General features: G+C 69.4%; 19 protein-coding genes. 9 read left to right on the forward strand and 10 right to left on the reverse strand.

Going from position 1 to position 25,982, the window contains the following annotated elements; genetic code table 11:
- Positions 1–43 precede the first annotated feature (43 nt).
- Both ACLQ23_RS11565 and ACLQ23_RS11570 read right to left on the reverse strand, forming a co-directional pair.
- Positions 44–1,495, reverse strand: a complete 1,452-nt coding sequence (locus tag ACLQ23_RS11565) for a tetratricopeptide repeat protein (RefSeq protein WP_425880632.1) — start codon at positions 1,493–1,495, stop codon at positions 44–46.
- Entirely contained in the window at positions 1,411–3,102 is a 1,692-nt protein-coding gene (locus tag ACLQ23_RS11570) for a BTAD domain-containing putative transcriptional regulator (RefSeq protein ID WP_425880633.1), read from the reverse strand. The genes ACLQ23_RS11565 and ACLQ23_RS11570 overlap by 85 nt, the downstream gene beginning before the upstream one ends.
- A gap of 639 nt (positions 3,103–3,741) precedes the next feature.
- Between ACLQ23_RS11570 and ACLQ23_RS11575 the strand changes: the two genes are divergently transcribed.
- The 5 genes from ACLQ23_RS11575 to ACLQ23_RS11595 all read left to right on the forward strand — a co-directional run bounded on the left by ACLQ23_RS11575 (position 3,742) and on the right by ACLQ23_RS11595 (position 9,523).
- Positions 3,742–6,267, forward strand: a complete 2,526-nt coding sequence (locus ACLQ23_RS11575) for a putative bifunctional diguanylate cyclase/phosphodiesterase (RefSeq protein WP_355587394.1) — start codon at positions 3,742–3,744, stop codon at positions 6,265–6,267.
- An 80-nt stretch (positions 6,268–6,347) separates the two neighbouring features.
- On the forward strand, positions 6,348–7,676 hold the full coding sequence (locus tag ACLQ23_RS11580; protein WP_355587397.1) for a glycosyltransferase family 87 protein: 1,329 nt from the start codon (positions 6,348–6,350) through the stop codon (positions 7,674–7,676).
- Positions 7,677–7,717: 41 nt separating this feature from the next.
- Positions 7,718–8,350, forward strand: a complete 633-nt coding sequence (locus tag ACLQ23_RS11585) for a phosphoribosyltransferase (RefSeq protein WP_355587400.1) — start codon at positions 7,718–7,720, stop codon at positions 8,348–8,350.
- Positions 8,351–8,369: 19 nt separating this feature from the next.
- Positions 8,370–8,744, forward strand: coding sequence for a zf-TFIIB domain-containing protein (locus ACLQ23_RS11590; protein WP_355587403.1), 375 nt, complete (start codon positions 8,370–8,372; stop codon positions 8,742–8,744).
- A 101-nt stretch (positions 8,745–8,845) separates the two neighbouring features.
- Positions 8,846–9,523 (forward strand): maleylpyruvate isomerase N-terminal domain-containing protein, encoded by a 678-nt coding sequence (locus tag ACLQ23_RS11595; RefSeq protein WP_355629311.1) that lies wholly within the window; start codon positions 8,846–8,848, stop codon positions 9,521–9,523.
- Positions 9,524–9,535: 12 nt separating this feature from the next.
- On the opposite strand, the gene dnaB is transcribed toward ACLQ23_RS11595, so the two are convergent.
- The gene (dnaB, locus tag ACLQ23_RS11600) at positions 9,536–12,373 is read right to left on the reverse strand and encodes a replicative DNA helicase (RefSeq protein ID WP_355629308.1); all 2,838 of its coding nucleotides are present in this window, start codon (positions 12,371–12,373) and stop codon (positions 9,536–9,538) included.
- Positions 12,374–12,757: 384 nt separating this feature from the next.
- Here dnaB and ACLQ23_RS11605 point away from each other — a divergent pair, with 384 nt between their 5' ends.
- Positions 12,758–14,323, forward strand: a complete 1,566-nt coding sequence (locus ACLQ23_RS11605) for a hypothetical protein (RefSeq protein WP_355587411.1) — start codon at positions 12,758–12,760, stop codon at positions 14,321–14,323.
- 99 nt (positions 14,324–14,422) lie between these two features.
- On the opposite strand, the gene rplI is transcribed toward ACLQ23_RS11605, so the two are convergent.
- The 4 genes from rplI to rpsF all read right to left on the reverse strand — a co-directional run bounded on the left by rplI (position 14,423) and on the right by rpsF (position 16,073).
- Complete coding sequence (gene rplI, locus ACLQ23_RS11610) at positions 14,423–14,869, reverse strand: 50S ribosomal protein L9 (RefSeq protein WP_053651640.1); 447 nt, start codon at positions 14,867–14,869, stop codon at positions 14,423–14,425.
- 14 nt (positions 14,870–14,883) lie between these two features.
- Entirely contained in the window at positions 14,884–15,123 is a 240-nt protein-coding gene (gene rpsR / locus ACLQ23_RS11615) for a 30S ribosomal protein S18 (protein ID WP_013289355.1), read from the reverse strand.
- 41 nt (positions 15,124–15,164) lie between these two features.
- Positions 15,165–15,704, reverse strand: coding sequence for a single-stranded DNA-binding protein (locus tag ACLQ23_RS11620; RefSeq protein ID WP_355587413.1), 540 nt, complete (start codon positions 15,702–15,704; stop codon positions 15,165–15,167).
- A 78-nt stretch (positions 15,705–15,782) separates the two neighbouring features.
- The gene (gene rpsF / locus ACLQ23_RS11625) at positions 15,783–16,073 is read right to left on the reverse strand and encodes a 30S ribosomal protein S6 (protein ID WP_007073791.1); all 291 of its coding nucleotides are present in this window, start codon (positions 16,071–16,073) and stop codon (positions 15,783–15,785) included.
- 623 nt (positions 16,074–16,696) lie between these two features.
- Here rpsF and ACLQ23_RS11630 point away from each other — a divergent pair.
- The gene (locus ACLQ23_RS11630; RefSeq protein WP_355587416.1) at positions 16,697–17,488 is read left to right on the forward strand and encodes a deoxyribonuclease IV; all 792 of its coding nucleotides are present in this window, start codon (positions 16,697–16,699) and stop codon (positions 17,486–17,488) included.
- Complete coding sequence (locus tag ACLQ23_RS11635; RefSeq protein ID WP_425880634.1) at positions 17,485–20,019, forward strand: hypothetical protein; 2,535 nt, start codon at positions 17,485–17,487, stop codon at positions 20,017–20,019. Before ACLQ23_RS11630 ends, ACLQ23_RS11635 begins: the two co-directional genes overlap by 4 nt.
- A gap of 27 nt (positions 20,020–20,046) precedes the next feature.
- On the opposite strand, the gene ACLQ23_RS11640 is transcribed toward ACLQ23_RS11635, so the two are convergent.
- The 3 genes from ACLQ23_RS11640 to ACLQ23_RS11650 form a co-directional block, all read right to left on the reverse strand.
- Positions 20,047–21,555: a glycosyltransferase family 87 protein gene (locus ACLQ23_RS11640; RefSeq protein WP_355587421.1), complete on the reverse strand. Its 1,509-nt coding sequence runs from the start codon at positions 21,553–21,555 to the stop codon at positions 20,047–20,049.
- A 129-nt stretch (positions 21,556–21,684) separates the two neighbouring features.
- A complete protein-coding gene (locus ACLQ23_RS11645) occupies positions 21,685–24,522 on the reverse strand; it encodes a transglycosylase domain-containing protein (RefSeq protein WP_355587423.1) in 2,838 nt (945 codons plus the stop codon).
- 197 nt (positions 24,523–24,719) lie between these two features.
- Positions 24,720–25,163 carry a DUF5318 domain-containing protein gene (locus tag ACLQ23_RS11650; RefSeq protein ID WP_167946432.1) on the reverse strand — a complete coding sequence of 148 codons (444 nt, stop codon included), beginning with the start codon at positions 25,161–25,163 and terminating at the stop codon, positions 24,720–24,722.
- 173 nt (positions 25,164–25,336) lie between these two features.
- Here ACLQ23_RS11650 and ACLQ23_RS11655 point away from each other — a divergent pair, with 173 nt between their 5' ends.
- Positions 25,337–25,975: a PadR family transcriptional regulator gene (locus tag ACLQ23_RS11655; protein ID WP_355587425.1), complete on the forward strand. Its 639-nt coding sequence runs from the start codon at positions 25,337–25,339 to the stop codon at positions 25,973–25,975.
- Positions 25,976–25,982 lie beyond the last annotated feature (7 nt).

A 25,982-nucleotide genomic window follows, 5' to 3' on the forward strand; every position in this document is an offset into this window, starting at 1 on the left:
CGATAAGCGCTGTCTGCGCAGCTCAGCGCCCTGCTTTGGTGGTCTACGTCTCGGCAAGGCGGCGCTCGGCTTCGAGGCGCTCCGGCACACCCATCCGCCGGAAGATCGCCAGCGCCCGCTCCCAGTGTCGCCGGGCCTCGGCCGAATCGATGCCGGCGAAGTGCTCGGCCAACCCGGCCAGAGCCCGTCCCTGCTCGTACGGGTGCGCGATCCGGGTCGCCAACCGCAGTGCCGCCTCGTGCATCCCGGCCGCCTCTCCGTCCCGCCCCTGCGCCCGCAGGGTGCGCCCGAGGTCGTTCAACGCCGCCGCCTCGACGTGCCGTTCCCCTGAGGCGATCGACAGCCTTCGGGCGACCTCGTGTTCATGCTGGGCGTCGACCAGTCGACCAAGACCGCGGTAGGCAATGCCGAGGTCGTTGTGCACCTCCGCCTCGGCATACCGGTGGCCGGTGCGGTCGCGCAGGGCCAGGGAGGCCACGAGGATCCGGGCCGCCTGACGAAAGTCGCCCATACGGATTCGTACGGTGCCGATGTGGCTGAGCGCGTTCAGCAGATGGAATTCGTCGGAGTTCGTCCGCGCCCAGGCCAGGTGGCGACGATGAAGCTGCAACGCTTCCTTATGGCGCCCCAGCGCCATGAGTGCCAAGCCGAGGTTCGGCAACAGGATCGGGACCCCGAGATTGCCGTACACCTTGTAGTCACGCAGGCACTCAAAGCCAAGCTCCACAGACTCGGTGAGTTGACCGCTCCACCAGTAAATCGCGGCGAGGTTGGCGCGGTAGCGCGCCGCGCTCAACACGTCCCGGGAGTCGCGGGAGAGAGCAACCGAGCGGGTCAGATGATCGAGCGCCTTGCGGTTGTCGCCGGTTCGCACGTAGGCGGAAGCCAGGTAGTTGTTCACCATCGCCATCGCATCGACATCACCCGCTGCCTCTACTGCCGCCAGCGCAGCAGTGTGGGTCAGGATGATGTCCTCGTAGTAACCGCGGATGTAGCAGAATCTCCAAAGGCTCCGCGCAAGTTGCCACGTGTGCCGATAGAAGCCCGCCTCGTGTGCTGACCGCACCATCGTCACCAGTTCCGTCCGCTCAGTCTCCAACCATTCAGCGGTCGACTCTCCGAGGGCCTCGGCCAGTTCGGGATGTCCGGACCAGACGTGGGTGACCTGGGCTCTGACGACACCGGGCTCCAGCAGGTCGGCGACCCTGAGGGCCGCCTCCAGCACGAAGTCGAACAGCCGGCCCAGCCCAAGCCTCCGGTCGCTCGGGGAGTCGGTGCGAACGCACAGCTCGACGGAGTACTGGCGCATGAGGTCGTGCAGCCCGTACCGCGTGGAGTCCAGGTCCTCCACCAGGTTCCGATCGACAAGGCCATCGAGCGCCGCATGAGCCTCCGTCACCGTCAGGCCGGTCAGGGCGGCGACGGCCGACGGGCTGAGCCGCTTACCGGGGTACAGACCGAGGAACCGGAAGACTCGCCTGGTCGGCTCCGGCAAAGGTTCGTACGAGGCGGCGAAGGCTTTGGCGACAGTGCTCTCCTCCTGCGCCAGGTAGACGAGTGCAGCGCAGGCGCGCCAGCGGTCATCTGCTCGGCGAGATCCGCCAACCGCCAGTTGCGTCGGTGGGCCAGCCTCGCGCCGGCGAGTCGGATCGCCAGGGGAAGGTGGCCGCATTGCCGGACCACCTCGGCGGCCGCCTCCGGCTCGGCGTCGACCCGAGCCCGACCAACAGTGAGCGCGAGGAGGTCGACGCTCTCTTCGGGGTTCATGACCGGCAGCGTCTGCGAAGGGGCGACGTCCGGGTGGGCAAGTCGCCGCCGCGAAGTCACAAGCACAACGGCGGTCGGCTCGGTCGGCAGGAGTGGCAGAATCTGCTCGCTGCTCGCGGCGTTGTCGAGGACGATCACAGACCTCCGGCGAGCGAGTTCCCGTCGCCACAACTCCACCTTGGCCTCGAACTCGACCGGAACCTGCTCGACCGGCACCTCAAGTTGACGAAGCAGGGTGACCAGGGCGGTCGCTGGCTCCACCCGATTCTTCTCGCCATGCCCGCACAGGTCGATGAACAGCACGGCATCCGGATACCGGGCGGACAACCGACGGGCCAAGTGGACGGCGAGGGTCGTCTTCCCGCTACCAGCCATCCCGTCGATGATGTGCACGGCGGGCACTCGTTCCTCGACGCGCCGCGTCTCCGCCAGCAACCGCGCCAGCACGTCTTCCCGCCCGACGAAGTCGGCGACCGCCCGGGGCAGATGATCCACCGGCTTGAGCTGGCGCGTCTGTTCAGTTGCCGCTGCACCCGCCGCGTCGCGCATGGCCCATGCGGGGCGTCCTGGTTGGGCGACCGCGACCGGCGTCGGGACTGGGATGGCGATCCTGCGGTGCAGTTCCTCGATGTCGCCCCCTGGGGCCACCCCCAGGTCCGCGCTCAGCCGTGCCCGGATCTCGTCGTACGCGACGAGCGCCCCAGCATGATCGCCACGCTCATACAACGCCCGCATCAGGAGGGCGTAGGCCGGTTCGCGGAGCGGATGGCGGGCCACCACCTCCCGCAACAGCGGAATCGCCAGGTCATCCCGGCCGGCGCGGAGCTGGACATCGGCCAGGAGTTCCGTGGCCAACAGGCGCTCGTCTTCGGCAGCCACGGTTCGGGCGGTCAGGACTGGCCCGAGCGGGATGCCTGCCAGCATCGGGCCCTGCCACCTCGTCACCGCGCGACCGAGCAGCACCCGAGCCTCGTCCAGGTGGCCGGCGGTCAGGGCTTCCCGACCAGCGCTCCGCTCCGCCTCGAAGCAAAAGATGTCTATCAGCTCCGGCGGTACGTCGAGCCGATAGCCGTTCCGCTGCCGCACGATGATCCCTCGGCCCGACGGGCAAGCCTCGAAAGCCCGGCGCAGATTCGCGGCATAGCTGAGAACATTCGCGACCGCTGATCGCGGTGGGCAATCGTTCCATAACTCATCGACAAGCTCGGACGCTGTCACCAGTTGGCCCGGCTGAACTGCGAGCATTGCGAAGATGGCTTGCTGTTTCGGCGTACCTAGGCGCAACGTGCGGGCAGGGACTTGCACCGAAAGGCCACCCAGAACCTGAATCTCCACCCCGTCCCCGCTCCAGCCATCGCCGGTATTCAGTCAATCACGCAACGAAGTTGACGACTTGGGCCTTGGACGCCTCGCCGCTCGCGCATGAAGCCACACGGGTCGTCGACCTCAGGATCTACCTAGGAGACGCCGATTGCCTACCCACTACGGCAGCATGCCAGCAGCAAGTTGCACCGCTCGTCCCCAGCCGGACGCCCCGACTGTGCCAACTTTGCCCAACCCGCCCTTACGCCCAGCCAAACTTCGGATGAGGGATCTGCCGTAACTCACCCAGACTCAGGGGGAATAGCACGTCCATAACTTGAACGGATAGCGTCCGCAGTTGTCGCCTGACCCCGGATCCAGCACCCGCAGACCGACCGCACTCCGTTTAGCGGCGATGGACAGAACGTGATAAATAAGCCTCAGCTTGACTAATGTTGCGCATACCGACATTTATTACTTCTATGCTGCCCTTACTCCTCTTAAGCTGCCTTTCGTAGGAAGACCCCATGGGGTAGGTCATCCAACGGCACGGCTGAAGAGAGGGGCATCCCGATGCGTGGCACCGACTGGAACTGAAAACTCGGCCCGGGAACTTCTGAGGCCCGAGGGGTAGGCTGCGAACACGGTGGAAGCAGTCCTTCGGGAGCGGGCGTGACCCTTCCTCAGCGACGAGAGATCGAGACCGATCGGCGGCTGTTGCTGCTCGTCGGTCTCATCGTCGTTGTGGCCGGAACCATCGTCGTCACATCGCTTTCAGCCGCGCTGAGTTCAGCAAAGCCTGCGACGGTGAACGACGCGGCGAAGCTCGTCATGATCACCCTCGTGATCGCGCTGGGGACCCTGGTCAAGGCCCGGGTGCGGATCCGGTCGACGACCCAGTCGATCAGTTGGAACGATACGGCGATCATCGTCGGCGTAGCCATTGCTCCGACCTCGGTCGTGGTGCTCTGCACTGCGGTCGGGATTGCTCTCGCTTCAATTCGCCTCTCGCCGATGAAGCTGGCATTCGGCATCGGAAAGAACGTGATCGTGGCCTGGGGTGCCGGCACGGCACTGGCGATGACGACGTGGACCTGGCCCCCGGCGGGCACCGCGTCCCTCATCGTGCCGTTGGCCCTCGCCTACATGGTCGCCGCCCTACTGGACGATCTGCTCGCCATCCCGGTCATCGCGCTGGCGTCCGGGACCAAGATCGCGAAGCAGTTTCGGAGCAATCTCGACCTCCGGCTCGGCGGCTTCGCCGTGCGTTTCGTTGTCGCGGCCTGCACGCTGCTCGTCCTTCGGATAGACCCTCGCCTTCTGCTTGCCGTCCCACCTCTGGTCCTGAGCTTGCACCTGGCCTACTCCGCGCGCATCCGGGGCCGCACCGAGCAGCAGGCGTGGCAGCGCCTCGCCCGCACCACCGACGCCCTCAACGTCGTCGACCTCGACAAGGTCCTCACCACCGCCGTCACCCAGGCGGCCGAGTTGTTCTCCGCCGACGAGGTCGAGATCGAGCTGCGCGACGGCGGTCGTACCGTCCGGGGCGGCACCGGCGGCATCACCTTCGACGCCGCGACCGGTACGCCCACCGAAGTGGACGGCACCGTCGTCCCCGCGCCGCTGGAAGGTCATGACCGTTCCGTCGACGTCGGCATGCTGCGGCTGCGTTTCCGGGGCCCGGTGCAGCTCTCCGAGCGGGAGCAGTACACGCTGCGTACCTTCGCTTCCGCCCTCTGCACCGCCGTCCGGAATGCCCAGGCGTACGCCGAACTGGCCCGGGTGGCCGACGAACACGCGTACGCGGCCTCGCACGACGCGCTTACCGGCCTGGCCAACCGTCGGCACCTGCTCGATCAGGGCACCGAACAGTTGACCACCCGGCACGCCGACGGGGTGACCGCGCTGGTGTTGATCGACCTCAACCACTTCAAGGAGGTCAACGACACGCTCGGGCACGCCGCCGGGGACCAGGTGCTGGTGCAGGTCGCCGATCGGCTGCGCAACGCCGCCCAGGGCAGTGACCTGGTGGCGCGTCTCGGCGGCGACGAGTTCGCCGTACTCCTGCGCGGGCTGCCGGCCCCCGCGATCGCCGCGCACCGGGCGGAGACGCTGCTCGCGGCGTTGCACGAGCCGTTCGATCTGGACGGCATGCGGATCAGCGTCGAGGCCAGCGGTGGGATCTCCGTCGCCCCGGCCAGCGGCGGCATGGCCGAGTTGCTGCGCCGCGCCGACGTCGCGATGTACCAGGCCAAGCGGGCCGGGCAGCGCATCTCCACGTACGCCCCGACCCGGGACACCGCCGACCTGGGCCGTCTCACCCTCGGCGGCGAATTGCCACGGGCCGTCGCCGACCACGAGTTCATCGTCAACTTCCAACCCATCGTCGATCTGGGCACCGGCGAGGTGACGAGCGCGGAGGCGTTGGCCCGCTGGCACCACCCCACGCACGGCCTGATCGATCCGCTGCGTTTCCTGGAGGCGGTGGAGCGCTCCGGCCTGCTGCCGGCGTTCGCCGAGGCGATCCTCGATCAGGCGCTGATCGCCGCGACCAACTGGCGGGACGCCGGCTTCGACATACCGGTCGCGGTGAACGTGTCTCCGCGCAGCCTGCTGGACGCGCGGTTCCCGGGCTCGGTGCTGGCCCGCCTGCGCACCCACGACCTGCCACCGGACCGGCTGGTGCTGGAGTTGACCGAGACGTTGACGCTCAGTCAGCTCGACGTGGTGGACCGGGTGTTGAGCCGGCTACGCGACGAGGGCGTCCGGCTGGCGCTTGACGACTTCGGCACCGGTTACTCCTCGCTCTCCCTGCTCTCCCGCATCCCGGTCCACGAGTTGAAGATCGACCGCAGTTTCGTGACGACGATGGAGAGTTCGGCGGAGGCCGCTGCCGTTATCCGCTCCACCCTCGACCTGGGCCGGAGCCTCAACCTGGACGTGGTCGCCGAGGGCGTCGAGAGCGAGCCGCAGCGACGCGCCCTCTGGGAGCTCGGTTGCGTCGCCGGCCAGGGCCATCTGTTCGCCCGGCCGATGCCCGCCGGCACGCTGCTCGCCACCTTGCAGCGGGGTTCGGGTGGCCGGCCCGGGGCTCTGGCGCCGCCGCTGCACGACACCGGCGCGGTGATCCGGCTGACGCAGTCCCGCCGTCCGGGCGGCCGATCCCGCCCTGACCAGCTTCCCCACCTGCCGGCCTGACGGTCGCGCAGAACCCCCCGGAAGGTCCCGCGGCGACGCGGACAACCGGGTGAGCAGCGAGGTCTGCCAGACTGACGCCCGTGATCGCCGAAGCCCCGACCGCCCGCCAACGTCGCTGGCGCACGCTCGACAACGCCGCCGGCGGGCTCGCCCTCGACCTCGGCCTCTACACCGCTTCGGCCCTCTTCGCAGCGATCACAGCAGTCACCTCGACCCTGCTGCCGCATCGGGCCTGGGGTGCGGTCGCCGCCGTGGGATACCTGGTCGCGGCCCTTGCGGTGGTCGCCCAACTTCTCCTGCGTCGACGCATCCCGACATCCCGGCTGGTCGGCCTGCCGGCCCGCTGGGCGGTCACCGGGCTCACCTGGGCCAGCACCGCTCTGCTGCCCGTCATCTGGCAGAGCTTCGAGCGGGCCACCGGCCGCACCGACCGGGCGCAGGAGGAGGTGCTGGTCGTGGAACAGGCAGGCACCCGCCTGCTCGACCACGGCACCCCGTACCTGGGGCGCGACGCGATCGCCGCCCTGCCGCTGGGCGAGCAACTCCTCGGCTACACCCCCTACCAGCCGGGAATGGCGATCTTCGGCCTGCCCCGGGCGCTGCTGGACAGCCCCTGGACCGACTCCCGGATGTGGTTCGCGGTCGCCACCGCGCTGGCACTCGCCCTGGCCGTGAACGCCCTGCGCACCTCGACACCCACCGCCGGAGATCACCCGCGAGGCGCCGCGCTGCTGCGGGGCGTACAGGCCGCCACCGTCCTGCCGGTCTGCGCACTCACCCTCGCCACCGGCGGCGACGACCTCCCCGTACTCGCCCTCTGCCTCCTTGCCCTCGCGTTCGCCGCCGCCGACCGGCCCGGCCGGGCCGGAATCGCTGTCGGCCTTGCCGGCGCGCTGAAGCTGTTCGCCTGGCCGATCGCCCTCGTCCTGATCATCTGGGGCCTGACCCGGCGTGCCGGCGGCCGGGTCGCCGCAGGCGCTGTCGGACTGCCCGTCGCAGCCCTGCTCCCGGCCCTGCTGGTCGACCGCGACGCGCTCATCGAGAACGTGCTGCGCTTCCCCCTCGGCCACGGCCTGGTCACCAGCCCTGCCCAGTCCCCGTTCCCCGGCTACCTGATCGCCTCCGCGCTGCCCGCCGGCCGGTTGGTCGCCGCCGCGCTGCTCGTCGCGGCCGGCCTGGCAATCGCCGTCCGGCTCGCCCGCCGCCCGCCCCGCACTGCCGTCTCCGCCGCGCTGATCTGCGGGTACGGGCTGCTCGCCGCGATCGTCCTGATGCCGTCCACCCGGTTCGGCTACCTGCTGTACCCGCTGGCACTGCTCGCCTGGGCACCCGCACTGCACCGCCCGGCAATCACCGAACCGACCGCACCGGCACCCGGGCACCTGTCCGGTCGGGCCACATCGGTGTAACTGGCGGGCAGAACGACGCCGCAGGGCGTAGACCTGAAGGCATGACCACGTACCGCGACCGCGACGACGCGGGCCGGGTGCTCGCCGACCGACTCACCGCACTCGTCGGCGACCCGGACGTCGTCGTCCTCGGCCTGGTCCGGGGCGGCGTGCCGGTGGCCCGGGTCGTCGCCGAACGCCTCGGCGCGCCCCTGGACGTACTCGTCGTCCGCAAGCTCGGCATGCCCTGGGCACGGGAGGTCGCCTTCGGCGCGGTCGGCCCGGGTGGCGTGCAGGTGCTCAACGACGTGGTGGCGAGCCGGCTCAGCAGCGACGACATAGCCGAGGTCAACCACCGCGAACTGGCCGAGTTGGAACGTCGGGAACGGCTCTACCGGGGCAACCGCCCACCGTTGGACCTCACCGACCGGACCGCCGTGATCGTCGACGACGGGCTGGCCACCGGCGCGACCGCGCGGGCCGCCGTCGAGGTCGTCCGCCGGCTCGGCGCCCGCCGGGTGGTGGTCGCCGTTCCAGTCGGCGCGCAGGAGGCGTACGAGCTGCTGGCAGCCGAGGCCGATCAGGTCGTCTGCGCCCAACGCCCGCCGGAGTTCGGAGCGGTGAGCGTCTACTACGACGACTTCCACGAGGTCTCCGACGACGAGGTCACCGAGGCGCTCACAGCAACCGCATAGCTAAAGCGGGTACCGTCTGGTGATGAGCCTGACCTGTCCCAAGTGTCACGGAGAAATGCGTCAGTACGAGCGCAGCGGCGTCGTCATCGACCAGTGCGGGGAGTGCCGGGGCATCTTCCTCGACCGCGGCGAGTTGGAGAAGCTGTTCGAGGCGGAGGCCAACTGGAGCCGCCAGCAGGCCGGTGGCCCGCCGCCGCCTCCCGCCCAGCAGCCCGGCGGCTACCCGCCGCCGCACGCCCCAGCGCAGCACCAGCCCGGGTACGGCTCCGTGCCGCCGCCCCCGCCCCCGCCCGGCTACCCGCAGGCGCCGGTCTACGGTCAGCAGCACCACGGCTACCACGGGCACTACAAGCGCAAGAAGCGCAAGGGCTTCCTCGACGAGATGTTCGGCTGAGCCCGACCGACACCTCCTGCCCGGGCCGGTCCACGCGTCGGCCCGGGCACTGACCCCGTCGATGGTTGGCGGGTGGTGCGGCACGTGCGAGGCTGCATCGCATGACCGCGATCCCGCAGGCCGAGGCGCTGGCTCAGGCGTACGACGGCATCACCGCCGTGGTCGACGGCCTGGACGACGCGGACCTGCAACGACCCACCCGCTGCCGGGGTTGGCTCGTCGCGGATCTGCTGCTGTACGTCCTCGGTGACGCACAGCGCGCCCTGGTCGCCCTGGCCAGCCCCGCCGCCGGTCCCGCCGACAGCGACGACGTGAGCTACTGGCGTGACTTTCCCGCCGACGGTGCTGACGCCGCCCGGCACGCCTGGTGGGTCCGACGATCGGCTGCCGCGTTCGACCGTCCGACCGGAATCGTCAGGCTCTGGACCGAGACCGCCCCCGCAGCCGTCCGCGCCGCCGCGTCAGCCGACCCCGAGGGGTACGTGAGCACCCAGGGCCACGTGCTGCGCGTGCCGGATTTCCTCGCCACCCTCACCACCGAGGCAGTCGTCCACCACCTCGACCTGACACCCGACCTGCCCGGCGCCCCGCCGCCCGGTCCACTGGCCGTACGCGCCGCAGTGGCCACCATGGACGGCCTTCTCAGCGACGACACGGTACGCCCGACCGCCTGGGACGATCACGATTTCCTGCTGAAGGCGACCGGGCGGCTTCCGCTCACCGACCGGGACCGGCTGGAGCTGGGCGAGTCGGCGGGCTGGTTTCCGTTGCTCAGTTGACAGTCGGACCTGTCATCCGATCGCCATGTCCACGAACCGGGACAGGTGCAACTGCGCCGCCACGGTCACGGTGTCAGTTGGCCCATTCCGATGCTTGGCAACAATGAAATCCGCCTCGCCCGCCCGCGGTGACTCCTTGTCGTAGTAGTCGTCGCGGTGCAGAAGGATGACAACGTCGGCATCCTGCTCAATTGAGCCAGATTCACGCAAATCAGACAATTGGGGCCGCTTGTCGGTGCGCTGCTCCGGGCCACGGTTGAGCTGACTGACAGCGATCACCGGGCACTCGACCTCCTTGGCCAGGAGCTTGAGGCCACGGGAGAGGTCGGCGACCTCCTGTTGGCGGCTCTCGGTGCGCTTCGGTGAGGTCATCAGCTGGAGGTAGTCGACGACGATCATCTTCAGGTCGTGTCGCTGCTTGAGCCGGCGGGCCTTGGCCCGGATCTCCATGAGGTTCATGCTCGGGGTGTCGTCGACGAAGAGCGGAGCTTCGCTGATCTCGCCCATGCACCGGGCCAGCTTGGTCCAGTCGTCGTCGGAGAGCTGCCCGCTGCGCAGTACGTGCAACGGCACCCGGGCCTCGGCGGAGAGCAGCCGCATGACGATCTCGACCTTGCTCATTTCGAGCGAGAAGATGGCGGCCGCCTGGTTGGCACGAATCGCAGCATTTCGGGCAAAGTCCATGCTGGCCGTGCTGTTGTGGGTGGGAATCATCGCCCGGCTGGCCAGGTAGAGATGCTCCGGGTTGTCGACAGTGACGCACCGGACCGGCACGCTCGGGACCGGACGAACGTCAACGATGTACCGCGAGGTCGTCCGCACGTCGGAGGTGGTTCGACGGCGTTGGGCGTGCGCATCCTGTTTGCGCTTGAGCCGGAAGATGACATCCGGGGTGGAGAAGTTCAACGTGTACGCGATCGACGACTCGCGTGTGCGGCCGTGTACCGGCTTGACGTTCACTGTGCAGCGGTAGCCGAGGCTGACAATGAGTTCGCGTACATCCTCTGCCAGCCGCTTCGACGTCGACGTGTACTGCAGGTTACCGGTGGGGGCGACGGTGCCGTCGGTGTCCATCAGTCCAGCCAGCAGCGCCCGGCGCTGCGCCTCGGAGGCGCGCAGGTAGCTGCCCGGGATGTGCTTGTCCGCCGCTACCCCGACCTGACGCAACAACCCGACGAAGGAACCGTTCTGGTGACGGCAGCCTGCACACTTCCTGGTCGCTGGATTCTCACGCAACGCCCTGGTGGAAACGCCACAGTCCACGCAGACACCGTTCGCCTGGGCAGCCGACGAGGGCTCCAGCAGAATTGTGTAGACCATCGGGCCGCTGGGCCGCACGACGAAGCCGTCCGCCTCGACGTGCGTGAGCATCTCCGGATCTGCGGTGGTGAAGCGGCTGGCACCGGTGTGCCCGTCACCGAGCCACGCTCCCAGGGTGTAGGGCGGAACCAGCAGCTCACGGTCCGGGAGTTGGATGGGAGCGCAATTCCGTACCGCATGGTTGAGCCGTCGGTCGGCGGTGTCGGTACGCAGGGTGGCCGCGATCTCAGCAGTGGTGACGACGCCATCATGGTCGGCCCGGCTGCCTGCGTTGACCTCCCGCTCAGCTCGTTCAAGAAGCGCTGTCACCAGCGGACCGGCCGGGTAGCCGGGCGCCGTCCAGTTCTTCGTCTTGCCGTTGCGGACGATGGGGCGGCTGATCCGGCCGGTCGACCCGACCTCACGCGCGACCGTGTGCAGGACATGCCGGAACTCCGGCCCGACCCGCTCGATCGTGTCGAAGCGAGTGATCGGCTGATTGCCCACGGCGCCGAGCGGCTTGCGGACCGCACGTAGGTTGGCCAGCGATGATTCCGGCCAGTGTCGCTTCCGCAGTGCCGGGCCCTGCCGCCGGCTCGCTCGGTTGGTCGTCTTCCACAGGTGCTCCGCGTCCGCCACGATGACGGTGCCGTCGGAGAACTCCACCTCATAGCAGGGACGGTCGTGCATCACGTCGAAGGCGTGCGTGACAGTGGTCGGAGAGCCGTCCGCCGCCAGTAGCTGATCGCCCGTCTGGACCTCACCCATCGTGATCCAGCCGTCCGGGGTCGGCAGTGGGGTGTCGAGCGCGAGCGCCTTACCCAAACCGGGCCGGCCCGCAACGATGATCAGCTGCCCTGCGTGGAGGCCGTTGAGCAGCCGATCCAGGTCGGTGAAGCCGGTCGGCACGCCGGTCATCATCCCGCCCTGCGCGCCCACCGCCTCGATCTCGTCCAGCGTCGGCTGCAACATGTCGGCCAGGATCGCGAAATCCTCGCTGACCCGACGTTCGGTGACGTCGTAGACGGCCTGCTGGGCGAGGTCCACCACGTCGTCGACGTCCCGGCTGCCGCCGCTGGCCGTCCCGTACCCGAGCTGCACGATCTTGGTGCCGGCCTCGACCAGCCGGCGCAGCACCGCCCGCTCGCTGACGATCCGCGCGTAGTAGGAGGCGTTCGCGGCGGTGGGCACGCTGGCGATCAGGGTGTGCAGGTAGGGGGCCCCGCCGATGCGGGCAAGGTCGCCCGAGTCGGTAAGGGCGGCGGCCACGGTGATCGGGTCGGCCGGCTCGCCCCGACCGTAGATGTCCAGGATGGTGTCGAAGATCGTGGCGTGGACCGGCCGGTAGAAGTCGTTGGTCTTGAGGATCTCGACGACGTCGGCGATCGCGTCCTTGGACAGCAGCATGCCGCCGAGGACGCACTGCTCGGCGGCGACATCCTGGGGTGGGGTCTTGTCGAACTGGCCGTCCCGCTGCGCGGGCGGCTGGCCGCCGCCGGAGCGCGACTCCGCCCGCATGTCGTCGGTGACCGACACGGGTCCCCCCTCCACTGCGTCGGATCCGGCCCCAGCTCTACCGCCGGGGTACGACACTTCTCCTCCGACCGGGCCGGTCGATCGGGGGCCATCGCGCCGGCGGTCGAGGGCCAACCATACGGACCCCGAGGTCAGCGACTCAACAAGGCCGGTGGACAAGCCTCGGGACAACCTGTGGACGCCGGTGGACGAGCATGTGCGCAGCGTGTGCACAGGCTGTGGATAACCATTGGGGAATTCCGGGCCGTAAGCCTCTGACCTGCGTATACGTAGTCCCCAGCCTGTGGAGGGGAATATTTCGGTCGGGTATGTGCCACGATCGTCCCGTACTATCTCCAGCGAACGGCTACACCTGGACAGCGGATTACGCTTTCGGTTCAGAAGGGTCACACTCCGGCCGTGAGTTACCGGGACTGGGAGCGCGGGGAGGGCAGCCCGCGCGAGCGCCAGCCGACCGCCTCGTGGGGTGATCCCATGCCCCCTTCCCCGGTCGACCCGTACGACGAGGATGCGCGCTACCGCACCTCCAGTCGGCGTCGCGCTTTGGAGCGAGGGCAGGACGAGCCGGTCGACGCGTACCTGCCTCGGTGGGCGCTGGAATCGGGTGTTCGACACGCCGACGGCGGTGGCCGGCATGCCGCCCCCGACGACGACGCCGAGGTTGAGCGGCCGGGCTCGGGGGCAGGCTGGCAACGGCCCGAGCAGCCGGGTTCCGGTGCCGGCTGGCGAAGCCCCGAGCCGACCGTCGCCCGGCGGTGGGCCGGCGAAACCACCTGGCGGGAGCAGCCCGCGATCGGTGCGGCTCCCGACTCGGACCACACCCGGGAGTGGACGCTCGACCGTCCACAGGAACAGGGGTACGCGGGCCGTCGGCGCGCCGACTCGGCGGAGGAAGAGCCGGTCTCCGGCGCGGTTCCGGACCGTCGCCCCCGGCGTGCGCCCGCCGGCCGCCCCCAGGTGGTCTGGTCCGGTGGCGACCTGGATGACGCCCCGCCGGAGCCGACGACCCGCCCGGAGGTGAGCCGGCCCACCCGGCGGAGCCGACGGGCAGCTGAGGAGTCGTGGACGCGTCCGGCGGTCGATCCGTGGGAACGCGGCTCGGAGCGGGCGGCAGAGCCCGACCCGTCGTACGCCCCCGCCGTGGATCCGTGGGACGCCTCAGGTGTGCACGCGTGGCCGCCTGCCGGCGCTGATGGCACCGACCTGAGCGAGCAGTGGTCGCAGGCGGAGAGCATCGGTGGCTGGGAGCGGTCGGACCAGACCGGCCAGTGGGAGCGGTCGGCGGTCGAGGACGACCAGTGGGACCGCACGCTGCCACCTCGCTCCGACCGCTCCTCGGCGGAGGGATGGCCGAGTCGTGACAACGGGTTCTGGTCCGGTACACGGTTGTCCGGGGACGACCCGCGCTGGATGGACACGTCGACCTCGGCGCCCAGGTCACCGGTCGTGGGTTACACCGCTCCGCGACCGCGCAGCGTGCCCGTACCCCCTCAGGGTGTGCCGCGACGCCGGGCGAGCCAGTCGCCGGTAGGCACGGCGTCGGTGCGTCGACGGGTCGAGTCGGTGGCGACGGGCGGCTGGGCACGGCGCCTGGAGGACGACCTGCTCGACCCGGATCCCGGTGGGTCCTTCCGACCGCTGCTCTACACCGCGGCCTGCTACCTGGTGCCTGCGGTATTGATCTTCGTGTGGTTGTTGACGTTGGACGCCCAGGCGCCGGCGGGCTGTGTCACGGACATCAGCGGGGGCGGGTGTGACTCGGCGCGGTCGCGGGCGTTGGAGTCGTTGCTCGCCGGCTCGCCGCGCTTCGGGTTGGCATTGTTGAGCAGTCTGGTGGTGGCGGCGCTGCTGCGCCGGGTCGGCACGACGTGGCGCTCGGCCACCATCGCGCTCGCCGCCGCTGTTGTCGGCGGTGGCCTCTCCACCGTGATGATCAGTGCGGTGACCGGTCAGCCGATCGGCTGACGGCACCGCCGCATCGCGTGGGCGTTTGTGTGGTGGTCGAACGCACGAGGGCCCGCACCGATCGCTCGGTGCGGGCCCTCGTGGTGGTGTGGCTGGTCGTCAGCCCTGAACGACGTTCAGGTTGAACGACGCGGTCACGTCGGGGTGCAGCTTGATCTTCACCGGGTAGGTGCCGGTCGACTTGATGTGACCGGGAACCTCCAGCCGGCGCCGGTCGAGGACCGGACCGCCGGCGCCCTTGACGGCGTCGACGATCTCGGCCGAGGTGACCGAGCCGAAGAGCCGCCCGCCGTCGCCGGCGCGGGCCTTCAGGTTGACCTTGAGACCCTCGAGCTGACCCTTGACCTCGTTCGCGTGGTCGAGGTCGCGGATCTCACGGGCCGAACGGGCCCGCTTGATGACCGTGACCTGCTTTTCCGCGCCCTTGGTCCAGGCGATCGCGAAGCCCTGCGGCAGCAGGTAGTTACGGCCGAAGCCGTCCTTGACCTCGACGATGTCGCCCGGGGCACCGAGGCCGGACACTTCCTGAGTCAGGATGATCTTCATATCGGTGCCTCCTCTCAGCGGGTGGTGGCCGTGTACGGCAGGAGCGCCATCTCACGGGCGTTCTTGACCGCACGGGCGATCTGCCGCTGCTGCTGCGAGGTCACGCCGGTCACCCGACGAGCGCGGATCTTGCCGCGGTCGGAGATGAACTTGCGCAGCAGCGCGGTGTCCTTGTAATCGATATAGGTGATCCCGTCCTTGTCGAGCGGGTTCACCTTCTTCTTCGGCTTGCGAAGTGCCGCAGCCTTGGCCATTGCACGTGCTCCTGGTTTGCGATCGCGGGCGCTCGGCGCCATTAGAACGGAGGCTCCTCGTCGAAGTTGCCGCCCGAACCGGCACGCGCGGGAGAGGGTGCGGCCGAAGCCCAGGGGTCGTCGAAGTTGCCTCCGCCGCCACCCTGGTTGCCACCACCACCACCGCCGCCACCGAAGCCGCCGCCACCGCCACCGGAGCGGGACATCTTCTGCACCTTTGCCGTGGCGTAGCGCAGCGACGGGCCGATCTCGTCGACCTCAAGCTCGATGACAGTGCGCTTCTCGCCCTCGCGGGTCTCGTAGGACCGCTGACGCAGCCGACCCGACACGATCACCCGAGCGCCACGCTGCAGCGACTCGGCGACGTGCTCGGCGGCCTGCCGCCAGACGGTGCAAGCGAGGAACAGCGGCTCGCCGTCCTTCCACTCGCCCGACGCCTTGTCCATGAATCGGGGCGTCGAGGCGACTCGGAACTTGGCGACCGCAGCCCCGGAGGGGGTGAATCGCAACTCGGGGTCATCGGTCAGGTTGCCGATGACCGTGATGGTGGTGTCTCCTGCCATGACCATCTCCTCGCGCACTCAGCGTCTCGTCGTACAGGCTCTCAGAGCCGTACGACAGAGTCGCGGAGGCTGATCCGGGCGAACCGGGTTGAATGGTTAGCGCATCTCCGGCCGGATGACCTTGGTGCGCAGCACGGACTCGTTGAGGCGGAGCTGACGGTCCAACTCGGCCACGGCAGCAGGCGTAGCCTGCAGGTCGACGACGGCGTAGATGCCCTCGGCCTTTTTGTTGATCTCGTACGCGAGGCGCCTACGGCCCCACACGTCCGTCTTCTCAACCGAGCCACCCGCGGTGCGGATCACGTTCAGGTACGTGTCGAGCGACGGGGCGACGGTGCGTTCCTCGAGGCTGGGGTCGAGGATCACCATGATCTCGTAATGACGCAAGACGTGCTCACCTCCTGTGGGCTAAGCGGCCACGGTCCTTCCGTGGCAGGAGGTCGTGCGTCGTTGCCGCACGCGCCGGGGGGTCCCGGCCGGACGCGGACAACCTGACAAGGATAGCCGGTCCGGACGATCATGCCCGGGGCGGGCGGGGCAGCGGCCGGCACGCGTTGACGGGGGCCACCACCCAACCAGCACTGGTCGGTGGCGAGCCCCCGTCAACGAGGCCGCGGGGCGTCCCGTCCGCATTCCTTGGGTGGGACCTGGGGAGGAACGACCACACCGATGAGGTTGGATCGAAGACGCCCCGCGGAGCTTTATCGTGTTGTTACCTGACGATACAACGACCCTCGTCCCTTGTTGGGGGAAAAGGCACAATTTTCCGAGAATCTTCATCGGTGGACGTCTCGTGCGTCGGAGGGGTCGCCCCCGTCCCGCCGGGCCGCGAGACGGGGTGCCCTCGCTGTCGAGCCGCCGGCCCCGGTTGCCGGCCGGGGCGCTCACGCCACCAGCGGTGTCGGACGCTTGTCGCCGGCTCAATTCATTAACGATCGTCGGTCCGGCCGGTGACGACACCGCACCGGTCGTTACCGCACCCGTCGGAGGCGCGACGTAGGCTCGCTCCCATGCGAATCGGAGCCCACGTCGACCCGACCGACCCGCTGGCGGAGGCATCTGCCCGATCCGCCGACACCGTGCAGTTCTTCCTCGCCGACCCGCAGGGGTGGAAGGCTCCCAAGCCTCGGGAGGACGCCGAGCAGCTGCGCGCCGCCGAGGTCGACCTCTACGTGCACGCGCCGTACGTCATAAACGTGGCGACCCTCAACAACCGCATCCGCATCCCCAGTCGCAAGCTGCTGCTCGGGCACGCGACCGCCGCCGCCGCGATCGGCGCCAAGGGCCTGATCGTCCACGGTGGGCACGTCAACGCCGGGGACGACCTGGCGGTCGGCTTCGACAACTGGCGCAAGACCTTCGCGTACGCGGCCGACTCCGGCGGATTCGGCGTGCCGGTTCTGATCGAGAACACCGCAGGCGGCGACAACGCGTGCGCGCGCCGGCTGGACGCGCTGGCCCGGCTCTGGGACGCCATCGGCGACCACGAGGTCGGCTTCTGCCTGGACACCTGCCACGCGTACGCCGGCGGTGAGGAACTACTCGGGCTGGTCGACCGGGTCAAAGCGATCACCGGGCGGATCGATCTGGTGCACGCCAACAACTCCAAGGGCGGGTTCAACTCCGGCCAGGACAGGCACGACAACCTGGGCGGCGGGACCATCGACCCGGAGTTGGTGGTGGCGGTGATCCGAGCCGCCGGGGCGCCGGTTGTCGTCGAAACGCCTGGCGGCGTGACCGGCCAGGCAGCTGATATCGAGTTCCTCCGCCAGCAGCTCGGGACGGAGCGCCCGGCAGCATGACGACCGGACAGCAGGGGACCGGGAACGTCCGGCCCGCCGCAGGCGGGGACGCCCCTATCCGACCAACCAGTCCGCCCGGCACCGCCAAGGCCAACGCCCAGTCCGGCACCGCCGAAACGAGTGCCAGCACCGCCAAGGCCAGCGGTGGCAGAGCCAAGGCCAGCGCCGCCGAGGTGAGCAGCGCGACCGCGACGGACGGCACCGCAACCGAAACCACCGGCACAGGCGGCTCGGCGAAAGACGCCAGCACGGACGGCACCGCGAACGCCAACGCGGCGAACGACGCCACGAACGACGGCACCGCCACGAACGACGCGGCCGGAGGAAGCTCGGGTAAGGACGACGCCGAGAACGCCACCTCGACCGGGAGCCGTAAGCCCGGGTGGTGGAAGGCATGGAGGCGGAAAGCTGGGACCACCGATGCCGCAGGCACGGCCGGTGGCGGCACAGCCGAGGCCACAAGCGAAACGGACGCAGGCAAGACCGCAGCCGTCGCCGAGAGCGTGACGGACGCGAACAAGGCCGAGGCTGAGGCCAAGACCGACACGACCAAGACCGACGGTGGAGCGGACGCGGGCGACAGCGCCGCGACCCGGACCAATACCGATGCCGACGAGAAAAGCGCCGACGAGAAGGCTGCGGGCGAAGACGAGAAGGCTGGGGGCGAAGACGAGAAGGCTGCGGGCGAAAAGGTCGCCGATGTCGCCGAGAAGGACTCGGCCGACGCCACGGCGAAGCCCGTGGAGGCCGAGCGGTGGGACGCGTTCGCCTCCGCGCCGGAGCCGACGCCCAGCCGGTTGACCCGGGCCAGCCGGGCGGTCGGCCGCGCGGTCGGCCGGTTCCTGGTCCACGAGTGGACACTGGCGAGCCTGGCCGCCGCGGCGCTGGCCATGCTGATGACCTGGCCGACGCTGCGCTACCCGCGCTACACGCTTCCGCAGGACTACTGGGACCCGAGCCTTCAGGCCTGGCAGATGGCCTGGTCCGGGCACATCCTGCTGACCGAACCGGCGCGCCTCTGGCAGTCCAACACCTTCTTCCCCGAGCTGTGGAGCTTCGCGTTCTCCGACACGCTGCTCGGTTACGCCCCGGCGGGGATGCTCGGCAGCGGTCCCGAGGACGCGGTGCTGCGCTACAACATCATGTTCGTGCTGGCACACGCGCTCGCCACGCTCGGGGCGTACGCGCTGGCCCGGCAGTTGGGCGCGGGTCGCATCGGCTCGGCTGTGGCCGGGGTCGCCTACACGTACGCGCCGTGGCTGCTGGCCCAGGCCGGGCACCTGCACGTGCTGTCCAATGGCGGCATCCCACTGGCCCTTGCCATGCTGGCGCGCGGGCACGGCTGGTCGTTGCGGTACGGCTACCGCCCCGAGCGGCGGCATGACGGCTGGGTCTACGCCGGTTGGCTGGTGGCGGCCTGGCAGATCAGCCTCGGCTTCGGTATCGGCCTGCCGTTCGCGTACATCCTGGCCGGCGGGGTCGTGGTCACCGCGGTCCTGTTCGTCGTACGGCGGCTCCGGACGGGTCGGGCGCTGCCGTTCGGTCGCCGGTTGTTCGTCGCGGACCTGGTCGGCGGCGCGTTCTTCGCCGGTGTGGGTCTGCTGATGGCGTACCCGTACTTCAAGGTCACCGAGCTGCACCCGTACGCCGAACGGTCGATCGACGACATCCGCATGTACTCGCCGCCGGTGTCCGGGTTCGTGACGGCGCCTGCCGAATCGCGGATCTGGGGTGGCTTGCACGAGGGTGCCCGTGGGGCTCTGCCGTGGCACCCGGAGATGACGCTGCTGCCGGGGTTCGTGCTGTACGCGCTGGCCGCCGGCGGGCTGCTCTTCTCGGTGTGGCGGCTGCGGCACCGGTTGCTGCTGCTCGCCGGGGTGCTGGTGACGATGGCCTTCGCGATGGGCACCCGCTTCTTCGGCGGCAGTTTCACCTACGGGCTGCTGTTCGAGCACGCGCCGGGCTGGAACGCCCTGCGTACCCCGGGGCGGTTGATGCTCTGGACGACGTTGCTGCTCGCGCTGCTCGCGGCGGGCGCGGTCACCGCCCTCACCGATCGTGTCCGTGAGCTGGCCGCGCAGCGGATCCCGTCCTGGCCCGGCCCGTGGCTGCGGCTGGCCACCCTGCTGCCGCTGCTGCTTGTCATCGCCGAGGGCCTGAACGCCACGCCGCACCAGGTGGTGCCGACCCAACCGGCGGCGATGCGCACAGCCGAGGGCCCGGTGCTGGTGCTGCCCAGCAGCCAGAACCAGGACCAGCACGTGATGCTCTGGTCGACGAGGGGTTTCCCCGATGTGGTCAACGGCGGCAGTGGCTTCACCCCGCGCCAGCTCGACGACGTCCGCCGGGTGAGCCAGTCGTTCCCGGACCAGACCAGCGTCGACTACCTGCGGACGTTGGGCGTGCGCACCGTGGTGCTGCTACGCGGTCAGGTCGTCGGCACGCCATGGGAGATCACCATCGACGCACCTGTCGAGTCGCTCGACATCAGTCGGCAGGAGGTCGGTGACGCTGTGGTGTACCGGCTCTGAACCCTCTCTCGACGGCCGGGGCCCGGCTCAGGTGGTGACTGCGGGCTCGGGTTCCGGCACGGGATTGCCCTCCCGGCGGCGCCAGCGGTCCAGCCAGGGCGCGTCCGGCGCGCCGTCGAGCACGCCGCCGTCCGGGTCGTCGTCATAGGTGGCCCGTACCGCGTCCTGCTCGGGGTGCAGGATCTCCCGGATGACCAGCACGCAGAGCACCACCACGGTGCCCAGCCGCAGCGACGCGGCAAGCACGAACACCCCTTCGGGGAAGACCGGGCGGCTGGTCGCCGCGCCGAGCAGCTCACCGTAGAAGGCGACGAAGTAGCAGACCTCGGCGAGCTGCCAGGCCAGGAAGGCGCCCCACTTCGGCCGGGCCAGCACGATCAGCGGCAGCATCCAGAGCACGAACTGCTGGGACCAGACCTTGCTGAAGATGAGGAACGCGGCGACCACAAGGAAGGCGAGCTGGGCGAGCCGGGGCCGGCGTGGTGCCCGTAGCGCCAGCACCGCCACGCCGAGGCAGGCAAGCCCGAACAGGGCGTACGAAACGATGTTGAGGGTTGGGATGTTGGCGTTCAGCCACTCGAACGGGCCGAGCCGGCCGGGATCGTTGCCGATCTTGCCGTCGAGGTAGCGCCCGATGTACCAGAGCGTGCCCCAGTCGATCGGCCGGGTGGTGTTCAGTTCGAAGAAGCGGCCCCAGTTCTCCGGGTACGCCCGCGCGGGTTGCAGGTTCACAAGCACCACGGCGACGGCCGCCGTGCCGATGGCGGTGAGCGCGGCGCGGAGACGATTGGCCCGCAGCGCCAGGATGAGGATCGGCCCCAGCAGGAACAGCGGCCAGAGTTTGGCCGCGCCAGCGAGGCCGAGCAGCACGCCGGTCACCGCCGGTTGCCGCCGTGCCCAGGCCAGCAGCCCGAACGCGGCCAGCCCGATGGCGAGCAGATCCCAGTTGACGGTGGCGGTGAGCAGCAACGCCGGGGCGATCGCGAACAGCGCCGCGTCCCACGGTCGTCTGCGGCGCAACGCGAGGATCACCGCCACGGTGGCGACCGCGAGCGCGCCAAGCACGAGGGCGTTGAGGTTGTAGAACCACTGGGCCTGGTTGATTGTCGGGTCGCCGTCGCCGATCGCGTGCACCGGCAGGCCAAGGGCACCCATGAAGTAGCCGGTCAGCACCGGGTACTCGACGGGGTGGTCGCGGTAGGGCACCTTGCCCTCGTTGAGCCCTTCGGCGTAGTAGAGGGCGAGCACATCGGTGTAGCAGAACCGGTTGTACTGGACGTTGTTCTGCCAAGCGCCGTCCTGACAGGGCGACTTCTGCACCCAGTGCAGCGCGAGCGTGAGGCAGACCAGTGCCAGGACGATCCGGGCGGCGGTCCAGAACCGACGCTCGGAGCCGGCCGGCTGGTCCAGTGCCGTCGCGTGGTCGCCGAGCGGCCCGCCGATGGCGCCGGAGAGGCCGCGGACGAACCCATCGGACCGGGACGGGTGGTCGGTGGTTCCGGCGTCGTCGATGCCGGGCGTCGACTGGGTGCTCATGGAAAGGCATCCTGCCGTACGACGGGGGTGCGCGTCCCGCCCCAACGCGGGAGATGTCCGGGTACGCCAAACGCCGCCGCCGGTCGGACAGGTCGTCCGGCCGGCGGCGGCGTCGTGTACTGGTTGGGGTCAGTCCCGGGTTGGTGGCAGGCCGGGTAACAGCCCGCCACCGTTTCCGCCGCCTCCGCCGTTCCCGGGTCTCCCCGGTGTGTCGCCGCCGGCGTTGCCGTCGGTACGCGGGCAGAACGGGTTGGTCAACGGGTCACAGGGCTGCCCGCCGCCAGGCCCGCCGGGTCCACCCGGTCCGCCGGGCAGGCCGGGGGTCGGCGGAGGAGCCACCGGCTCCTTGCCGTTGCCTGCGTCAACGTCGCCCTCGCCTGTGACGCTGGGCAGGGAGACCTCGTCCTGCCCCTTGAGAGCGGTGTTCATGTACTTCTCCCAGATCGGACCAGGCAGTGTCGAACCGCCGATGGGCTTACCGCCGGCGAGGCGGATCTGGGGCTTCCTCGGATCACGGCTGCCAACCCAGACCGCTGTGGCGATCTGCGGGGTGTAACCGACAGTCCACGCGTGGGCGTTGTCCTTACGGTCGTACTCCCAGGTGCCGGTCTTGGCGGCGGCGGCGCGGCCGCCATCGAGCGAGAGCCCGTTCGGGCCGGGGATCTGCTTCAGGACACCGGTGACCTCATCGGTGATCTTCTTGTCGATCCGCTGCTCCGGCTTGATGCGCTCGCTGCCGACCACCTTCCACTTGCCGGTGTCCTTGTCCTGCTGCTCCACCTTGATGATGAAGTGCGCCTTGATGTACTTGCCGTCGTTGGCGAACGTGGCCATTGCGTTGGCGTGGTCGAACACCGTGATCGGGTACTTGCCGAAACCCGTGTAGTTGTCGAACGGGTTCGGTCCCTTCTTCGACAGGTCGAAGGCCTGCGGCGGGTCGACGCCCCACATGGTGGTCACGCCTGCCTTCCGGGCCATGTCGACGACCTTCCCGGCACCGATCTTGTCGGTGACCCAGTAGAAGGGCACGTTGTACGACTGGACCGTCGACTCTTCGAGGGTGCACCACTTGCCGCACTTGAGGTTGGTACGGCCGGCGTTACCGATCGCGACCGCGGAGCCCTCAGGCTTGTACGGCGTGGGGTCCCAGTGCGACTTGACCGAGATGCCGGCCTCGATGGCGGCAGCCAGTGTGTAGACCTTCATCGAAGAACCCGGCTGGTGACCGCCGGTCAGGTCACCGTTCTTGTCGGTGTTCTTGCCGGCGTAGTCGAAGTCCGCGCCGCTGTCGCCACCGTAGTAGGCGAGCACGCGGCCCTTCTTCGGGTCGATCGAGACGACCGCCGCCATCAGGTTCTTGGGCTGGTCGTTGAGCTCGGAGCCCTTCTTCGACTGCATCGCGACGTTCTCGGCGGCCGCCTGCAACTTCGGGTCGATGGTGGTGGTGATCCGGTAGCCGCCGTCCCGTAGGGCGTCGACGCAGCTGACCTTGCCCTCCGCGCCGCTGTCGGAGCAGAGACCCATCTGGTCCATCTCCTGGCGGACGTAGTTGATGACGTTGCCCCGAGGGCTCTTGACGCCGAAGCCGACGCCGTCCTTCTTCAGCGGCAGCGCCTTCGGGTATTCGAGCTGGGTGGCGGGGTCCAGCCAGCCCTCCTTCTTCATCCCGTCGATCACGTAGTCCCACCGGGTCTTGGCGTCCGTCGGGTTGACCGCCGGGTCGTACCCCCGATGGGTCTCGGTCGCCTGCGGCTGCTTGATGAGTGCGGCCAGGACCGCGCCCTCGGCCGGGGTGAGCTTGAGCGCCGACTTGCCGAAGTAGGTCTGCGCCGCAGCCTCGATGCCGTACGCACCCCGCCCGAAATAGATCACGTTCAGGTAGTGCTGCATGATCTCGGGCTTGCTGTACGTGTCGTTGAGCTTGGAGGCGAGGATTGCCTCCTTCACCTTCCGGCCGTACGTGTCGTCCTTGAGGTTCTCGAACGCGTTGCGGGCGTACTGCTGGGTGATCGTCGAGGCACCCTGCTTGTCACCGTTGGAGACGTTGTTCCACGCAGCCCGGACGATGCCCTTGTAGTCGACGCCGGAGTGCCGGTAGAAGTTCCGGTCCTCGGCTGCGGCGACCGCGTGCTGCACGTGCTCCGGGATCTGGTTGATGGTGACGAAGGTGCGGTTCTCGCTGCCCAGCTTGGCCAGCTGGGTCTTGCCATCCTTGGCGTAGACGGTCGTGGACAGCGGCAACGGCATCTCGTTGGGCATGACCACGTTTGTCGAGTAGTAGGTGAAGCCGACCACGCCGACGCCCGCGAGCATGATGAAGACGGCGAACCCGGCGATCAGCAGGTTCATCCGCTTGCGCTTCTTGGCGCGGGCCGCCCCGCTCGGGTCGCCCGAACCGCGACCGCCCCGACCACCGCGACCTGGACCGTTCGGCCCGCCCGGGCCACCTGGCCCACCCGGGCCACCGGAGACCGGGGAGACACTCGCCCGGGCGACAGCGGCACGGCCACCTACCGACGCCGTACCGACCCTGGCCCGGCCTGCCGAAGCCGCACCGACGGAGGCGGCGCCGACGACGGCACGGCCCAAAGGTGCGCCCGGGGAGACCGGCACCGAGGCCCGGCCGGCACCGGCACGGCCGGCGGCCGCACCAGGGGCCGGCGAAACCGGCACGGAGGCCCGGCCGCTGCGGCCCGGCGTGGCCGAACCCACCGAGGCGGATCCGGCGGCGACGCCGCGTGGCGGCACCGAGGCCGAGCCGCCCACCGAGGCACGACCACCGGCGGCCCGCGGTGTCACGGTGGCCCTGCCAGGAGGTGCCGCTGGCTCGGGAGCGGACCAGCCGCCCGCGCGGGAGTCACCGCCGGGTCGACGGTACGAGTCGTCCGCGCCCGGTCCGGGGTCACCGTCCGGGCCGGGGTACTCGGCCCGCCCGCGCGCAGAACTGGGATCGCCGTACGAGTTCATTCCTCACACCCTGCCGGTCGCGGTGGGGCGCTGCTGCGCCGCCACCGGGTTGCCGTGAGTTGCTTCACCCGGGACGCCGGCACGGGGGTGCCGGTTCACTGGGTCCATTGCTGTATCAATAGGGCCAATCGGACCAACGAGCGGTTGGCCGTCCCGGGTCACGTCCACGGCCCCGGGGCCGGTCCAACCACCTGAGATCACCGTTGCGCCTCTCGCCTCCGTCGACCTGCGCCCTCGGCGCTGGCCACGTCCTGCTCGTCAGCGCCGTCGCCGCTGAGACCGTCCCGGCCGAGCAGGTACTGCTCGACGAGGTGGTTCCAGTCACAGCCGAGGCACACCTCCACCACGAAGACCTGGAACTCACGCAGTGTCATCGCCAACACGGGCAGCTCGGTGAGCGTCCGGGCCTGGCCGGCGGACTGCTTGAGTTCGTCACCGTAAATGTAGTGGACCAGGGTCAGATTCTCGCTGCGACAGATCGGGCAGCGCAGGTCGGTGGGCTCGCCGTGGAACCGTGCAGCGTTCTTCAGGTACGGCGACGCGTCGCACACGTCGTACGTGCCGACCCGGCCGGCCAGAAGCTCACGCAGCACTGCTCGCTTCTGAAGCGAGTAGTCGACGACCTGGCGCTGCGTACGCATGCGGAGAAGGGTACGCGGTCCGGCCGGACCAGGCGACCATCGTCACGATCCGTGACGGCAGGATCCCGGAACGAGGGTTTGCCCTGGCTTCGATGACCCGCTAACGTGCGATGTATCGGTCCGATACATCGCGGCGGTTACCGCTCGGCGCCAGAGGTAAGAGAGGGTGGCCCATGCTCGACCTCGCCATCCTCGGCCTGCTTCAGGAATCTCCGATGCACGGCTATGAGCTGCGCAAGGAGTTGACCGCCAAGCTCGGGGCGATCCGCGCGGCGATCAGCTACGGCTCGCTCTATCCCACGCTACGCAGGCTCCAGGCGGCGGGGTGGATCACCGAAGCCGCTGAGACACCCGTCACCGCCGAGGAGGTTCCCGCGCTGACCAGCCGACGAGGTCGGGTGGTCTACAAAATCACCGCGGAGGGCAAGGAACGCTTCGCCCAGCTGATCGCACAGGCGGGGCCCGAGACGTACGACGACACGGGCTTCGGGGTGCACTTTGCGTTCTTCGCCCGCACCGACCAGGCGACCCGACTGCGCATTCTGGAGGGTCGCCGCCGCAAGATCGAGGAACGTCGCGAAGGGCTTCGCGACGTGCTGGGCCGGGCGGCCGAGCGCCTCGACGCTTACACCTTGGAACTGCAGCGCCACGGCCTTGACGCCTGTGAGCGTGAGGTCCGCTGGCTGGAGGAGCTCATCGCCAACGAGCGCTCCGGCCGAGCCCCGACGGTCCCGCAAACGGGGACGGCCGGTGGCCGACGAGAAGACAACAGCCCGCCTCCACCTGGAGATACCAGGAAAGAGCGGCCGTGACAGAGAA

It is taken from the genome of Micromonospora sp. DT41 (assembly GCF_049841715.1).
In the GTDB taxonomy this organism is placed as follows: Bacteria; Actinomycetota; Actinomycetes; order Mycobacteriales; family Micromonosporaceae; genus Micromonospora; species Micromonospora profundi.

Coding starts and splice junctions, on each gene's coding strand:
- ACLQ23_RS11585 (WP_355587400.1), top strand. CDS start 7,718: ATGACCACGTACCGCGACCGCGACGACGCGGGCCGGGTGCTCGCCGAC.
- ACLQ23_RS11595 (WP_355629311.1), top strand. CDS start 8,846: ATGACCGCGATCCCGCAGGCCGAGGCGCTGGCTCAGGCGTACGACGGC.
- rplI (WP_053651640.1), bottom strand. CDS start 14,869: ATGAAGATCATCCTGACTCAGGAAGTGTCCGGCCTCGGTGCCCCGGGC.
- rpsR (WP_013289355.1), bottom strand. CDS start 15,123: ATGGCCAAGGCTGCGGCACTTCGCAAGCCGAAGAAGAAGGTGAACCCG.
- ACLQ23_RS11630 (WP_355587416.1), top strand. CDS start 16,697: ATGCGAATCGGAGCCCACGTCGACCCGACCGACCCGCTGGCGGAGGCA.
- ACLQ23_RS11635 (WP_425880634.1), top strand. CDS start 17,485: ATGACGACCGGACAGCAGGGGACCGGGAACGTCCGGCCCGCCGCAGGC.
- ACLQ23_RS11640 (WP_355587421.1), bottom strand. CDS start 21,555: ATGAGCACCCAGTCGACGCCCGGCATCGACGACGCCGGAACCACCGAC.
- ACLQ23_RS11645 (WP_355587423.1), bottom strand. CDS start 24,522: ATGAACTCGTACGGCGATCCCAGTTCTGCGCGCGGGCGGGCCGAGTAC.
- ACLQ23_RS11650 (WP_167946432.1), bottom strand. CDS start 25,163: ATGCGTACGCAGCGCCAGGTCGTCGACTACTCGCTTCAGAAGCGAGCA.
- ACLQ23_RS11655 (WP_355587425.1), top strand. CDS start 25,337: ATGCTCGACCTCGCCATCCTCGGCCTGCTTCAGGAATCTCCGATGCAC.